The 13,929-nt window shown below is 42.5% G+C and carries 13 protein-coding genes and 1 other annotated feature; of the genes, 12 read left to right on the top strand and 1 reads right to left on the bottom strand.

The window, feature by feature from the left end; genetic code table 11:
- Nucleotides 1-2 precede the first annotated feature (2 nt).
- The 3 genes from dltC to MHB79_RS12725 all read left to right on the top strand — a co-directional run bounded on the left by dltC (nucleotide 3) and on the right by MHB79_RS12725 (nucleotide 1,923).
- Nucleotides 3-239: a D-alanine--poly(phosphoribitol) ligase subunit 2 gene (dltC, locus tag MHB79_RS12735; RefSeq protein ID WP_003216498.1), complete on the top strand. Its 237-nt coding sequence runs from the start codon at nucleotides 3-5 to the stop codon at nucleotides 237-239.
- Entirely contained in the window at nucleotides 239-1,405 is a 1,167-nt protein-coding gene (gene dltD / locus MHB79_RS12730; RefSeq protein WP_226803795.1) for a D-alanyl-lipoteichoic acid biosynthesis protein DltD, read from the top strand. The genes dltC and dltD overlap by 1 nt, the downstream gene beginning before the upstream one ends.
- Before the next feature lie 95 nt (nucleotides 1,406-1,500).
- Nucleotides 1,501-1,923: a YkvA family protein gene (locus tag MHB79_RS12725; protein WP_034620597.1), complete on the top strand. Its 423-nt coding sequence runs from the start codon at nucleotides 1,501-1,503 to the stop codon at nucleotides 1,921-1,923.
- An 83-nt stretch (nucleotides 1,924-2,006) separates the two neighbouring features.
- Here the strand turns inward: MHB79_RS12725 and MHB79_RS12720 are convergent, their stop codons facing one another.
- Entirely contained in the window at nucleotides 2,007-3,050 is a 1,044-nt protein-coding gene (locus MHB79_RS12720; RefSeq protein WP_003216692.1) for a lactonase family protein, read from the bottom strand.
- A 433-nt stretch (nucleotides 3,051-3,483) separates the two neighbouring features.
- On the opposite strand from MHB79_RS12720, the gene ilvE reads away from it, so the two are divergent.
- From ilvE to ddcA, 9 genes are all read left to right on the top strand, one after another.
- Nucleotides 3,484-4,398 carry a branched-chain-amino-acid transaminase gene (ilvE, locus tag MHB79_RS12715; RefSeq protein WP_003216381.1) on the top strand — a complete coding sequence of 305 codons (915 nt, stop codon included), beginning with the start codon at nucleotides 3,484-3,486 and terminating at the stop codon, nucleotides 4,396-4,398.
- Nucleotides 4,399-4,406: 8 nt separating this feature from the next.
- Nucleotides 4,407-4,653, top strand: a binding site (T-box leader).
- Between the two features lie 121 nt (nucleotides 4,654-4,774).
- Complete coding sequence (ilvB, locus tag MHB79_RS12710; RefSeq protein ID WP_340989901.1) at nucleotides 4,775-6,499, top strand: acetolactate synthase large subunit; 1,725 nt, start codon at nucleotides 4,775-4,777, stop codon at nucleotides 6,497-6,499.
- Nucleotides 6,496-7,014 carry an acetolactate synthase small subunit gene (gene ilvN / locus MHB79_RS12705; protein ID WP_003216637.1) on the top strand — a complete coding sequence of 173 codons (519 nt, stop codon included), beginning with the start codon at nucleotides 6,496-6,498 and terminating at the stop codon, nucleotides 7,012-7,014. Before ilvB ends, ilvN begins: the two co-directional genes overlap by 4 nt.
- Nucleotides 7,015-7,032: 18 nt before the next feature.
- Nucleotides 7,033-8,061, top strand: coding sequence for a ketol-acid reductoisomerase (gene ilvC / locus MHB79_RS12700; RefSeq protein WP_003216490.1), 1,029 nt, complete (start codon nucleotides 7,033-7,035; stop codon nucleotides 8,059-8,061).
- On the top strand, nucleotides 8,048-9,601 hold the full coding sequence (locus MHB79_RS12695; protein WP_050943635.1) for a 2-isopropylmalate synthase: 1,554 nt from the start codon (nucleotides 8,048-8,050) through the stop codon (nucleotides 9,599-9,601). Before ilvC ends, MHB79_RS12695 begins: the two co-directional genes overlap by 14 nt.
- An 18-nt stretch (nucleotides 9,602-9,619) precedes the next feature.
- Nucleotides 9,620-10,717 (top strand): 3-isopropylmalate dehydrogenase, encoded by a 1,098-nt coding sequence (leuB, locus tag MHB79_RS12690; RefSeq protein ID WP_003216515.1) that lies wholly within the window; start codon nucleotides 9,620-9,622, stop codon nucleotides 10,715-10,717.
- Between the two features lie 40 nt (nucleotides 10,718-10,757).
- The gene (leuC, locus tag MHB79_RS12685; RefSeq protein WP_050943637.1) at nucleotides 10,758-12,173 is read left to right on the top strand and encodes a 3-isopropylmalate dehydratase large subunit; all 1,416 of its coding nucleotides are present in this window, start codon (nucleotides 10,758-10,760) and stop codon (nucleotides 12,171-12,173) included.
- 13 nt (nucleotides 12,174-12,186) lie between these two features.
- Nucleotides 12,187-12,786, top strand: coding sequence for a 3-isopropylmalate dehydratase small subunit (leuD, locus tag MHB79_RS12680; protein ID WP_340866406.1), 600 nt, complete (start codon nucleotides 12,187-12,189; stop codon nucleotides 12,784-12,786).
- Nucleotides 12,787-12,911: 125 nt separating this feature from the next.
- Nucleotides 12,912-13,919, top strand: a complete 1,008-nt coding sequence (gene ddcA, locus MHB79_RS12675; protein WP_050943638.1) for a DNA damage checkpoint antagonist DdcA — start codon at nucleotides 12,912-12,914, stop codon at nucleotides 13,917-13,919.
- Nucleotides 13,920-13,929 lie beyond the last annotated feature (10 nt).

Here is a 13,929-nt window from a genome sequence, read left to right as displayed (position 1 = left end):
TTATGGAATTTAAAAATCAAGTATACGGTATTATTGCAGAGGTTTGTCAGGATGACGTTGTGAAAGAAAATCCAGAGATTGCAATTTTTGACGAAGGTCTTCTAGATTCATTTGGTACAGTAGAACTGCTTATGGCAATCGAAAGTCAACTTGGAATTACTGTTCCGATTACAGAGTTCGATCGTGATGTGTGGGATACACCGAATCACATTGCTGAGCAGCTGGCAGAGATGAAGTAATGAAAAAGCGTTTTTTTGGGCCGCTTATTTTAGCGGCTGTTCTATTCATTGGTGTTCTTCTTGTACCAAATGCATGGCTCTCACATCTGATCCCAAAAGACAAATTACAAAAGTCAGCCACAGAATTAGATCCGGGGATGTTCCAAGGGCTTTATTTACAAGACGAAATGCTAAAAGATCCAACTTATTTGCCGATCTATGGATCTTCTGAACTATCACGTTTTGATCCATATCACCCTTCGAATTTCTTTCATGAGAATCCTCAAGGGTTTACACCTTACCTTATTGGAAAAGGTGGATCGCAATCATTAATTCATGCGATGAACTTTGCAGCGCATATGGATGAATTAAAAGGGAAGAAGCTTGTATTTATCGTGTCCCCGCAGTGGTTTGTAAAATGGGGATCTGACGAAAATCACTTTGCACCGAACTATTCAGCGCTTCAAGCACTGAATCTCGCTTATAATAAAGAAATTGATCCAGCTGTGAAAAAAGAACTGATCAAGAGAATCATGACGTTTAAAGCAGTAAAGAACGACATGGTCATCACAGAGCTTTTTAAAGCAGAGCTTTCTGGGAACAAATTCGCTTATGGCGCGATTTCTCCTATTGCAAAAATGTATTATGGCATGCTTCAAAAGAAAGACATGTACTATACAATTGGATCGGGACATGAACGTAAGCTTCAACCGTCTCCATCAGTCAAAGGAAAAACATGGACTGAGCTTGAAAAAGAAGCAAGTGTCTTAGGTGCGGAAAAAGCAGGGAACAACCCGTTTTATATTAATCAAAAACTGTTTGACCGCAAGCTGAAACCGATCATGAAAAAGATGAAAGATTCCCGTGTAGGTCATTCTTATGCGGAATCACCAGAATACAAAGATTTTCAAATCATGCTGGATATTTTAAAACAGGCAGGGGCAAAGCCTTTGTTTGTGACGATTCCTGTTAACGGAAAATGGTATGATTATACCGGTTTTCCGAAAGAGGGACGTACAGAGTATTATGAGAAAATCAATCGTCAAATACGCGATAACGGGTATGAAGTCGCAGATTTGACTAAGCATGAGTACGATCCTTATTTCTTTAAAGATACGATTCATGTGTCTTATAAAGGATGGGTGTACATCGATAAGGCAATCGAAAAGTTTTACAAAGAGCAGTAGAATGCAGCAGCTTTCTGCTGCTTTTTGTTTGTCGAATTGGCGAATATCTTGTATAACGAAGGGAAAAGGTCTATGCTGTAAATGGAGGCGATATGATGAATCGTTCTGAGAAAAAAGAACTATTGAAGCGTTCAAAGAAGCATTTTAATGATCATGCCTTTTGGGAAAAGTTAAAAAAGACGGCACAAAAAGCCGGTGTCTCTCTTGTCTATGCTGTGCTATTACTTTACTATACATTGCAAAAACCTGAAGTACCTGTCAAAGCAAAAACCCTTATTATTGGGGCACTCGGATACTTTATCCTTCCAATTGACCTCATTCCCGATACATTGATTGGTGTAGGCTATACAGATGATTTAGGAGCGATCACATTTGCTCTGATTCAAGTAGCGGTCTACATTGATGATGATGTGAAAGGAAAAGCGCAGGACAGGCTGTCAAAATGGTTCGGTGAAAAAACCGATACGTCTCTGATTGATCAAAAGCTTGAAGATGGCGGGATGCCGTCTACACGCTGAAAAGAAGACAAAGGGCTAAAATCAAGATCATTTTAGCCCTTTGTCAACAATATGAAGCCTCCACAGTTGGAGGCTTTTTTTCATTATCCTAAAAATTTCACGCAAACTGGATGAGGGACTGAGATGTCTGATTGTAAGACAGTGAGTCGTCCTGTTTCTTTGTCGCGTTTGTATAACACTAGGTTGCTAGACTCTTGGTTTGAACCGACGAGGAATTCTTCAGTTGGATCAAGCACAAAGTCTCTAGGCCAGTTTCCTTCAGAAGAAGCAATCTCGACAAGACTTAATTGGCCGTCAGCGTCTGCTTTAAAAATCGCAATGCTGTCATGTCCGCGATTTCCTGCATAAACAAATTGGCCGTCTGAAGAGACGTGAATGGCACTGCCTTGATTGTTCTCTGTAAAGTCGCTTGGAATGGTTGCGATCGTTTGAATCTCTTCGAAATGACCATCTTCAAAGTAACGAAGCACAATCACCTCTGAGCTTAGCTCTGTCATCACATATGCCACAGGTTTCGTTGGATGGAATGTAATATGGCGAGGCCCTGTGCCTGGTTTTGTTTCAAATGTATGAGCAAGCTCGAGTTTGCCGTTTTCTTTCTTATACGTATAAATGCCATCTGTCCCAAGGTCAACAGCCACTGCAAATTGTTCATCTGGTGTCAGACCCATAAAGTGAGTGTGCGGTTTTTCCTGACGATCTTCGTTAGGGCCAGTTCCTTCATGCTGCGCCTGTGACAGCGTGCGAATCACTGAGCCATTTTCAGCATCGATTTCATACATCTCTGCTGTTCCTTTATGATAGTTTGCTGTAAAAGCTGTTTTTGTTTGACTGTCCACGCTGACGTGACAAGGAGAAGCGCCTTCGGCAAGTTCTTGGTTGATGAAACGAAGTGTGCCGGTTTCAGCATCGATTTGATAAGCAGCCACGCCGCCCTGTGATCCTTCTTTCACAACAGCATACACAAATTTTTGAGAATCTGAGACGGTTAAATATGTAGGATTTTCAAGTTCAGCAGCCACTTCTACTTGTTCGATCTGCTGCTTGTCCGTATTTAATGTAAAAGTATAAATGCCTTTACTGTCTCCCTTTGTATACGTTCCGATATAACCTCTGATGTTAGCCATGTATTGCCCTCCTTCTATAAGATGCTCTCATTCTATCATAAATTCATAGGAAAACGCTTTAGAAAGGCATACCGAAAGAAAATCAAAAGCGCTGGAATCTACCAGTCTTCATTCAAAACAATGTGAAAAAATATGACAAACGTTTTCTCAAATGAAAAGCGTTCAGGTAAAGTAAATCAATTGAAGAAAAAATACAAAAAATTTTAAGTTTTTTTCATTCCTTGTCTAGCAAAGGTGTAAGCGTATACATTTAATTTTGATTAGTCTAAATTGTCTAATAATTTTAAAAATGCTGTTGACACTGTATGGAAAGCGGCGTAAGATGGGTTCAACAAAAGCTAAACAAACACGCAGAGCAAGCGTGAGGCGCTTTAATATAAAGTGTCTGAAAATTCAACTACTTTTTGTTTGAAAGAGAGGGTGCTCACTGAAAATGGAAGACCAAAAGGAACAGTGGATCTTTTTAAACGATGAACTCGTGAAAAAAGAGGATGCGAAAATTTCAGTTTATGATCATGGCTTCTTATACGGTGACGGTGTGTTCGAAGGGATACGCGTGTATAACGGAAATATCTTTCGAATGAAAGAACATTTAGACCGCCTGTATGATTCCGCCAGATCGATTATGCTGAACATTCCATATTCACTTGAGGAACTCACGGAAAAAATGATTCATACAGTTGAAAGGAACGGACTGAAGGATGCCTATATCCGTCTTGTTGTCTCAAGAGGAGCTGGTGATCTTGGTTTAGATCCAAACAACTGCGGGAGAGCCAACACAGTGATCATTGTAGAGCCGCTGGCCATCTTTCCAAAGCACCTATATGAAACAGGTATTGATATTGTGACGGTACCGACGAGGCGAAATCGTCCAGATGTACTGAGTCCAAAAGTGAAATCATTAAATTATTTGAATAACATCCTTGTCCGAATCGAAGCCCATATGGCCGGTGTGAGTGAAGCACTGATGCTGAACGATCAAGGGTACGTGGCAGAAGGTTCTGCAGACAATGTGTTTATTTATAAAAAAGGTAAGCTCTATACACCGCCAGGTTATATCGGCGCTCTTGAAGGCATCACAAGAAATGCCATCATGGAGATTGCAGAAGACTTAGGCTATGAAGTGAAAGAAGAACCATTCACAAGGCACGATGTGTATACAGCAGAAGAAGTTTTTCTAACTGGAACCGCAGCCGAAGTGATTGCCGTTGTAAAGGTTGACGGCCGTACAATCGGTGAAGGGAAACCTGGGGTTCACACAAACAAACTTCTTGAACAATTCCGCAAGCGAGTCGTTGAAGAAGGAGAAAAAGTCGTTTTTACAGATGAAAACATTCACGCAAGCTAAATAGATATCGATAAACGTTGAAGAGGACTAGTAGTTTTAGAGTCAGTATCTACAGAGAGCCGGTGGTAGCTGGAAACCGGTGTTACTTTCTAAAGTGAACTCACCTCTGAGTGTCTGCTTGAAATGATAGTAGGGCAGACCGAGTGACATTGCTCACTCGTTACCAAAATGGATGAAAGATGTCCATGAGACGGCAGCAAATGTTGCCGTGAACAAGGGTGGTACCGCGAAAAACAAAGCTTTTTCGCCCCTTTGACCTAGTGAAAAGTAGTGTCATTGTGGGGTGAGAAGGCTTTTTTATATGGTTAAAATCTCGATCTTGAATAGAAAAGGGTGAAAAAACTTGACTGAAGCAAGACAAAGAGGAGGAAATCAAATGGGGACAAATGTACAAGTGGAGACGGAAACATCTAAAGCACCACAAATGATGAACGGTGCACTCATGCTAATTGAGGCACTCAAAAGAGAAAAAGTAGAAGTCATTTTCGGATATCCAGGCGGAGCGGTTTTACCGATCTACGATAAAATTTATGATTCTGGTTTATTTCATGTCCTGCCAAGGCATGAGCAGGGAGCGATTCATGCGGCAGAAGGATACGCTAGAGTATCTGGTAAACCGGGTGTTGTCATTGCTACATCAGGACCAGGAGCGACAAACCTAGTCACAGGAATTGCAGATGCGATGATTGATTCACTTCCTCTTGTCGTCTTCACAGGACAGGTGGCAACCTCAGTTATTGGTTCAGACGCTTTCCAGGAAGCAGACGTGCTCGGCATCACAATGCCTATCACAAAGCACAGCTATCAGGTGAGAAATCCAGAGGAATTACCGGGTGTCATTAAAGAAGCATTCCACATCGCAACGACAGGGAGACCTGGCCCAGTCTTGATTGATATTCCAAAAGATGTGGCAGGCATTGAAGGAACGTTTGAATACGATCAGCCAATCGATTTACCTGGTTATCAGCCAAAAGTAGAGCCAAACTATTTGCAAATTCGCAAATTAGTAGAAGCTGTCAGTAGAGCGAAGAAACCGGTCATTCTAGCAGGAGCTGGCGTTCTTCATGGCAAAGCATCTGAAGAGTTAAGGCAGTATGTAGAGCAGCAGCAAATTCCAGTCGCTCATACACTGCTAGGACTTGGCGGCTTCCCGGCAAAGCATCCTCTTTTCCTAGGGATGGCTGGTATGCATGGCACATATGCAGCGAACATGGCTCTTCATCAATGTGATTTGCTCATTTCAATTGGTGCGAGATTCGATGACAGGGTAACTGGCAATCTCAATCACTTTGCGAAACATGCGAAGGTCGCTCATATTGACATCGACCCAGCGGAAATCGGCAAGAACATTCATACCCATATCCCGGTTGTTGGAGACAGTAAGCTAGTCCTTGAAGAGCTGATTAAGCAAGACGGGAAGCAAGGAGATGCTGACGAATGGAAAAACCAATTAGATCAGTGGAAGGAAGAATATCCACTCTGGTACGTCGAAAACGAAGCTGAAGGCTTTAAGCCTCAAAAGCTGATTGAATACATTCATCAATTTACAAAAGGTGAAGCCATTGTCGCAACTGATGTGGGACAGCATCAAATGTGGGCAGCACAGTTCTATCCATTTGAAAATGCAGATAAGTGGGTAACATCTGGAGGCCTTGGCACAATGGGCTTCGGATTACCAGCAGCCATCGGCGCTCAGCTAGCTGATCAAGAGGCAACCGTTGTAGCGATTTTAGGAGACGGAGGTTTCCAAATGACCTTGCAAGAACTTGCCGTTATCCGTGAGCTGAACCTTCCAGTGAAAGTGATTGTTCTAAATAATCACAGCCTTGGAATGGTAAGACAATGGCAAGAAATTTTCTACGAAGAACGCTACTCATATTCTAAATTTTCAGAGCAGCCAGACTTCGTTAAATTATCTGAAGCTTATGGCATTAAAGGAATCAGAATCTCAACAGACGAAGAGGCGAAAGAAAAGCTTGAAGAAGCGCTAACCTCTAGAGAGCCTGTTTTCATCGATGTCAATGTAGCGAGAGATGAAAAAGTATTCCCGATGGTAGCACCGGGGAAAGGACTTCATGAGATGGTGGGGGTGAAACCTTGAAAAGAATTATTGTGTTGACTGTATTAAATCGATCAGGTGTACTGAACCGAATCACTGGCCTTTTTACTAAACGACATTACAACATTGAAAGCATTACGGTCGGCCATTCTGAGATTCAAGATGTATCACGCATCACGTTCGTCGTCCATGTAGACCAAGAGAAAGACATCGAACAGCTAACAAAACAGCTGAACAAACAAATTGATGTTCTCAAAGTAACAGACATTACAAACCAATCAATCGTCCAGCGAGAGCTGGCTTTGATAAAAGTCGTTTCTGCACCAGCATCTAGAATGGAGATCACAGGGGTCATTGAACCATTTAGAGCTTCTATTGTAGATGTGAGCAGAGAGAGTGTCGTCATTCAGGTGACAGGTGAGTCTTCAAAAATTGAAGCACTCATTGAATTACTTAAGCCATACGGCATTAAAGAAGTCGCCAGAACTGGCACCACGGCCTTTGCGAGAGATAATCAGCAAAAGCCGCAACAAAATAAAACAATTTCAATTGTCTAAACAAAAGGAGAGAGTCAAATGGTAAAAGTATATTATAACGGTGATATTCAAGAAAACGTATTAAATGGTCAAAAGGTTGCCATCATTGGATATGGATCACAAGGTCATGCACATGCATTGAACTTAAAAGAAAGCGGCGTAGATGTCATCGTCGGCGTGAGAAAAGGCGGATCTTATACAAAAGCACAAGAAGACGGCCATCAAGTATTCACAGTAAAAGAAGCGGCAGCACAAGCAGACATCGTCATGGTACTACTTCCAGATGAGCAGCAAAAGAAAGTATATGACGAAGAAATCAAAGATCAATTAGAAGCAGGCAACTCACTTGTATTCGCACACGGATTCAACGTTCATTTCCATCAAATCGTTCCTCCAAGTGACGTAGATGTGTATCTTGTGGCTCCAAAAGGTCCAGGACATCTTGTGAGAAGAACATATGAGCAAGGCGCTGGTGTACCTGCACTATTTGCCATCTATCAAGATGTATCTGGTCAAGCGAAAGATAAAGCACTTGCTTATGCAAAAGCAATTGGTGGAGCAAGAGCGGGCGTTCTTGAAACAACATTTAAAGAAGAAACGGAAACGGATCTATTCGGTGAGCAAGCAGTCCTTTGCGGGGGTCTTACTTCACTAGTGAAAGCAGGATTTGAAACATTAACAGAAGCAGGTTATCAGCCAGAGCTTGCATACTTCGAGTGTCTACATGAACTGAAACTGATCGTTGACCTTATGTACGAAGAAGGATTAGAAGGCATGAGATATTCAATCTCTGATACAGCACAATGGGGTGACTTCGTATCAGGACCACGCGTTGTGGATGCAAACGTAAAAGAATCGATGAAAGCCGTCTTGACTGATATCCAAAACGGAACATTTGCAAAAGAATGGATTGTTGAAAACCAAGTGAATCGTCCACGTTTCAATGCGATCAATGCTAATGAAAATGAGCACCAAATTGAAATCGTTGGAAGAAAGCTTCGTGAAATGATGCCTTTCGTCAAACAAGGAAAGAAAAAGGAAGCGGTGAGCGTCGGTGCGGAAAATTAATTTTTTTGACACAACACTTCGAGATGGAGAGCAATCACCAGGAGTGAACTTAAATGCACAAGAAAAGCTAATCATTGCAAAGCAGCTTGAGCGCCTTGGGGTTAATATCATTGAAGCGGGTTTTCCCGCTTCATCCCGAGGGGATTTCTTAGGCGTACAAGAAATTGCTAGAACGATCAAAAACTGTTCAGTTGCTGGTCTTGCGAGATGTGTAAAAGGTGATATTGATGCTGCATGGGAAGCGTTAAAAGATGGAGTGGAACCAAGAATTCATATCTTTATCGCTACTTCTGATATTCACTTGGAGCATAAACTAAAGAAAACACGTGAAGAGGTCGTAGAACAGGCTGTCTCCATGGTGAAATACGCGAAGGAACGTTTTCCAGTTGTCCAGTGGTCAGCAGAAGATGCATGTCGTACAGATCTTGCTTTCTTAGCAGAAATTGTAGAGAAGGTCATTGACGCTGGAGCGAGTGTCATTAACTTGCCAGATACAGTTGGATACTTAGCGCCAAAAGAGTATGGCAATATCTTTAAATATATGAAGGAACATGTTCCAAATATCGACCGTGTCAACTTGTCTGCTCACTGTCATGATGATCTAGGGATGGCTGTAGCAAACTCACTTGCAGCCATTGAAAATGGAGCAAATCAAATTGAAACGGCTGTTAACGGAATTGGAGAACGTGCAGGAAATGCTGCTCTAGAAGAAATTGCAGTCGCTCTTCATATTCGAAAAGACTTCTACCAGGTCGAATCAACGATTCAATTGAATGAAATTAAGCGTACAAGTGATGTAGTGAGCAAATACTCAGGCATGATTGTACCGCGCAATAAAGCTGTCGTTGGTAACAACGCTTTTGCACATGAATCAGGTATTCACCAAGACGGTTTCCTCAAAGAAAAAACAACCTATGAAATCATTTCTCCAGAGCTTGTCGGTGTGACAACAGACGTACTTGTCCTTGGGAAACACTCCGGAAGACACGCGTTTAAAGACCGCATGAAAACGTTAGGTTTTAAACTAACAGAAGAAGAAATCAATAAGTTCTTCGAAACCTTCAAGAATTTGACGGAGAAGAAAAAAGAAATCACAGATGATGATTTGATTTCTATTATATTGGAAGAAAAAGTAGCAGACCGAAAAATTGGCTACGAATTTGAAAGTCTTCAAGTGCATTATGGAACAGAACAGATGCCGACAGCAACGGTCTCTCTGAAAAATCAAGAAACGCAAGAAGTTATTCAAGAAGCAGCTACAGGTGCAGGCAGTGTAGAAGCTGTGTACAACACACTGGAGCGCTGTATGGAGGAAAGAATTCATTTGCTAGACTACCGTATTCAATCAAATGGAAAAGGCAGAGATGCACTAGCGGAAGTATATGTGAATGTTTCAATAGAAGGAAAAGAAACAGCTGGACGCGGTGTAGCGCAAGATGTGCTGGAAGCATCGGCGAAAGCCTACGTCAATGCAGTAAACAGGCATTTAATCTTTAAATCAAATCTCATTGAAATTGAGAAACATCACGCGATCTCATAGGAAAGGAGGTAGGTCCTCATGAAAAAGAAAATTGCACTTTTGCCCGGCGATGGAATCGGACCGGAAGTTGTGACATCAGCGGTCGCTGTCCTCAAAGAGACAGCGGCTCAATTTAGGCACGAATTCGAATTCGAAACGGCGCTCATTGGTGGTATCGCAATAGATGAAAAAAACAATCCGCTCCCAAAAGAAACGGTTGATGTCTGCAAGAGCGCGGATGCGATTTTATTAGGAGCAGTCGGCGGACCAAAATGGGATCAAAACCCACCAGAGCTTCGTCCGGAAAAAGGCTTGCTCGCCATTCGTAAACAATTGGACTTATTTGCTAATATTCGTCCTGTCAAAGTGTTCGATAGCTTAAGCGAGGCGTCACCGTTAAAACAGGATCACATTAACGGAGTCGATTTTGTCATCGTTCGTGAATTAACAGGTGGTCTCTATTTTGGTGAACCAAGCGAGCGCTATACAGATGAAGAAGGAAAAGAAGCTGCGGTTGATACGCTTCTTTATACAAAGGAAGAGATTGTCCGTGTACTAAAAGAAGCATTCGACATGGCGTTAACGAGACGGAAAAAAGTAACGTCTGTGGATAAAGCGAATGTTCTGGCTTCTAGTAAACTATGGCGGGATGCGGTAGAAGAAGTGGCTTCTCAATATCCAGACGTTGAATTTGAGCACATGCTCGTTGATAATGCCGCCATGCAGCTGATTTATAAGCCTGCACAATTTGATGTCATTGTGACAGAGAATATGTTTGGTGACATCTTAAGTGACGAGGCTTCAATGATTACTGGATCACTCGGTATGCTGCCATCTGCTAGTCTATCAAGCACCGGCCTTCATTTATATGAGCCGATTCATGGATCAGCACCCGATATTGCGGGGCAAAACGTCGCAAACCCTCTGGCAACTATTTTGTCGGCAGCAAGCTTGCTTAGAACATCCTTTGCATTAGAAGATGAAGCGGCTGCCATAGAAGAAGCTGTGGAGGCTGTTCTTGCCTCTGGCAAAAGAACAAAGGATTTATCTGCAAAAGAGGGAACGTATCAAACAACTGAAGACATCACTCATGCAGTTGTAGACGCACTCAAGCAGCGCGCGAAAACAATTGTATAAATAGAATCTTGTGGAATTAGGTAGAGGGAGGAAAAGGGTTATGCCTCGAACAATCATCGAAAAAATATGGGATCAGCACGTTGTCAAAAGCGGCGAGGGGAAACCAGACCTTTTATATATTGATCTGCACTTGGTGCATGAAGTGACATCGCCTCAAGCGTTTGAAGGATTAAGACAAAAAGGGCGCAAGGTGAGAAGACCTCAAAATACGTTTGCGACGATGGATCACAACATCCCGACTGTGAATCGATTTGTGATCAAAGATGAGGTTGCTAAAAAACAAGTGAGTGCTCTAGAGCGCAACTGTGCTGAATTTGGTGTCCGTCTAGCTGACCTTCACAGTGTAGACCAAGGAATCGTCCATGTCGTTGGACCAGAGCTTGGTTTGACACTTCCGGGAAAAACAATCGTTTGCGGAGATAGTCATACATCCACTCATGGCGCATTTGGCGCACTTGCTTTTGGCATCGGTACAAGTGAGGTTGAACATGTACTATCCACACAAACACTTTGGCAGCAGCGTCCGAAAACATTAGAAATTAGAGTAGACGGAAAGCTGCAAAAAGGGGTAACGGCCAAAGATGTCATTTTAGCAGTCATTGGTGCGCATGGCGTGAAGTTCGGCTCAGGTTATGTCATTGAATACACTGGGGAAGTATTCAGAAACATGACGATGGATGAACGTATGACCGTTTGTAATATGTCGATTGAAGCAGGCGCAAGAGCAGGGTTGATTGCACCTGATGAAGTCACCTTTGAATATTGCCGTGGCCGCAAATATGCACCGCAGGGAGAAGACTTCGAAGCAGCGATTAAAGAATGGGAAGAACTTAAAACAGACCCGGGTGCAACCTATGATAAAACGATTGTTTTAGATGGGAATGAGATTTCACCAATGGTCACATGGGGAATTAACCCAGGAATGGTACTGCCTGTAGATGCATCCATCCCAGGACCTGAAGATTTTGCGCAAGAGGATGACCAAAAAGAAGCGATTCGTGCGTACGAATACATGGGGGTTCATCCGCATCAGCGTATTGAAGATATTACGATTGAGCATGTGTTTATTGGCTCATGTACGAACTCAAGAATGACTGATTTACGCCAAGCAGCTTCTATGATAGAAGGACAAAAGGTAGCTGATCATGTCAGAGCGATTGTCGTGCCTGGCTCTCAAAGCGTCAAATTGCAAGCAGAAGAAGAAGGTCTTCATGAAATCTTCCTTGAAGCAGGATTTGAATGGAGAGAATCTGGCTGCAGTATGTGTCTAAGCATGAATAACGATGTGGTACCAGAAGGCGAACGCTGCGCATCCACATCAAACCGTAACTTTGAGGGTCGTCAAGGAAAAGGTGCGAGAACGCATCTTGTCAGCCCGGCAATGGCCGCAATGGCTGCAATACATGGCCGATTTGTCGATGTCAGGAAGTTTAATCAAGAGAAAACAGTCGTGTAAGGAGTTGTCATAGATGGAGCCTTTAGTCACACACAAAGGAAAAGCCGCTGTGCTTAACCGTATCAACGTAGATACAGATCAAATTATTCCGAAGCAATTTTTGAAAAGAATTGAACGAACAGGATATGGCCGGTTTGCCTTTTTCGACTGGCGGTATTTAGCCGATGGCAGCCCAAATCCTGATTTCGAACTGAATCAGCCGATTTATGAAGGTTCATCCATTTTGATCGCAGGAGAAAACTTTGGCTGCGGATCATCAAGGGAACATGCTCCTTGGGCACTTGATGATTATGGTTTCAAAATTGTCATCGCACCATCATTCGCAGATATTTTTCACCAAAACTGTTTTAAAAATGGGATGCTTCCGATTCGTCTTGATTATGATGTGTGGAAAACATTCGCTGCGTCATATGAGAACAAAGGGTATGAGATGACGGTTGATCTTGAAAAACAGCAAATAGAAGATCACGAAGGGAATATCACTCCTTTTGATGTGGATTCTCACTGGAGAGAAATGCTCCTGAATGGCTATGATGAGATCTCATTAACTTTACTACTAGAAGATGACATTCAAGCATTTGAAGATAAGCGCAGCAGCTGGCTGCGTGCGTAAACAACAAGAAGCCGTCCGCCCGAGGTGTGACGGCTTCTTTTTTGCATGAAAACCTCTCGTTACTTGTGTTTACTAACCTTCGTTGGTAAACTGATAAAAAATATGCGCCCGAAAGGAACGTAAGCATGAAACATGACAAGAAGAAAGATAATGTCATTTTGTTTCCTGGTCTGAAAGAAAGACTGATTGAAAAAGGAATGGCAGCATTAAAAGATAAACAGTATCAAGAGGCACTTCACTTGTTTTCAGAAGCAAAATCTTATGATGACGATGAAGAATCCGATATTCATCTCGGTATGGCGATTTGTTTTCTGGAGCTGGGCGAGCTGCAGGATGCAAAGCGTGTGTGTGAAAAGATGCTGCATGAAGGATATGGTCATTACTTCACCGTGCTTCAAGTGTATATGACAATCTTAATTCAGCTGAAAGAATATGAAGAAGTGAAGCAGACAATTGAAGCAGTACTTGAGGAAAACCACCTTCCAGCAGAAAGCGCGGAGCATTTTTACAAGCTGCTCGAATTTAGTAGAAAAATGATCGAATCGCCTGAACAGATTTTAGATGAAGATGAAGAGGACGGCAGTGAAATCAATATAGATGATCTGCTCGAGCGTCCAGAGGAGCAGGTGCAGTTCATCCATTCGCTGAAAGACCGAAACATCACGCCGCACATGGGTCTATTAAATACGATCCTACAAAAGCCTGATGGAAACCCTTTGGTCAAATCATTGATTCTGCAGCTTCTGTCAGATCATGATGTGGCAAAGCCGGTTCATGTGACGAAGTTCGGTGATTCTTTAACGCTTGTTCCTTCTGAGGCTGTTAAACCAGAGCAAATGCCGCTGCTTCAGCAAGTCCTTCGAAAGCTCGATGACACACTCGGCAACGAGAACCCAACCCTTTACCAAGGCGTGGAAGAGTTATGGCGCCGGCACTTATTTGTACTATATCCATTTCTTCCTAAATACACAGATCCGAATCTTTGGGCAGCAGCACTTCATAAAGTCGGCTATGAAATGCATGGGATCGAGATTGACCTCGAAGAATTGCATCTATTGTATGAATTTGATGAACGAGAGCTGAGAGAAGCTTGCACAATGCTGAAAGATATTGAAGAAATTTCTTATTTGTAATTTGTCGATT

This window comes from Bacillus sp. FSL M7-0558, assembly GCF_038003245.1.
GTDB classification, from domain to species: domain Bacteria; phylum Bacillota; class Bacilli; order Bacillales; family Bacillaceae; genus Bacillus; species Bacillus pumilus.
Note: the sequence above shows the minus strand (reverse complement) of the source record. Positions and strands in the feature narration are given on the sequence as shown.

What these genes read in the sequence shown, in the direction of transcription:
- leuD (WP_340866406.1), top strand. Translation starts at nt 12,187, where the DNA reads ATGGAGCCTTTAGTCACACACAAAGGAAAAGCCGCTGTGCTTAACCGT.
- dltD (WP_226803795.1), top strand. Translation starts at nt 239, where the DNA reads ATGAAAAAGCGTTTTTTTGGGCCGCTTATTTTAGCGGCTGTTCTATTC.
- leuB (WP_003216515.1), top strand. Translation starts at nt 9,620, where the DNA reads ATGAAAAAGAAAATTGCACTTTTGCCCGGCGATGGAATCGGACCGGAA.
- dltC (WP_003216498.1), top strand. Translation starts at nt 3, where the DNA reads ATGGAATTTAAAAATCAAGTATACGGTATTATTGCAGAGGTTTGTCAG.
- ilvC (WP_003216490.1), top strand. Translation starts at nt 7,033, where the DNA reads ATGGTAAAAGTATATTATAACGGTGATATTCAAGAAAACGTATTAAAT.
- MHB79_RS12720 (WP_003216692.1), bottom strand. Translation starts at nt 3,050, where the DNA reads ATGGCTAACATCAGAGGTTATATCGGAACGTATACAAAGGGAGACAGT.
- MHB79_RS12725 (WP_034620597.1), top strand. Translation starts at nt 1,501, where the DNA reads ATGAATCGTTCTGAGAAAAAAGAACTATTGAAGCGTTCAAAGAAGCAT.
- ilvB (WP_340989901.1), top strand. Translation starts at nt 4,775, where the DNA reads ATGGGGACAAATGTACAAGTGGAGACGGAAACATCTAAAGCACCACAA.
- ddcA (WP_050943638.1), top strand. Translation starts at nt 12,912, where the DNA reads ATGAAACATGACAAGAAGAAAGATAATGTCATTTTGTTTCCTGGTCTG.
- leuC (WP_050943637.1), top strand. Translation starts at nt 10,758, where the DNA reads ATGCCTCGAACAATCATCGAAAAAATATGGGATCAGCACGTTGTCAAA.
- ilvE (WP_003216381.1), top strand. Translation starts at nt 3,484, where the DNA reads ATGGAAGACCAAAAGGAACAGTGGATCTTTTTAAACGATGAACTCGTG.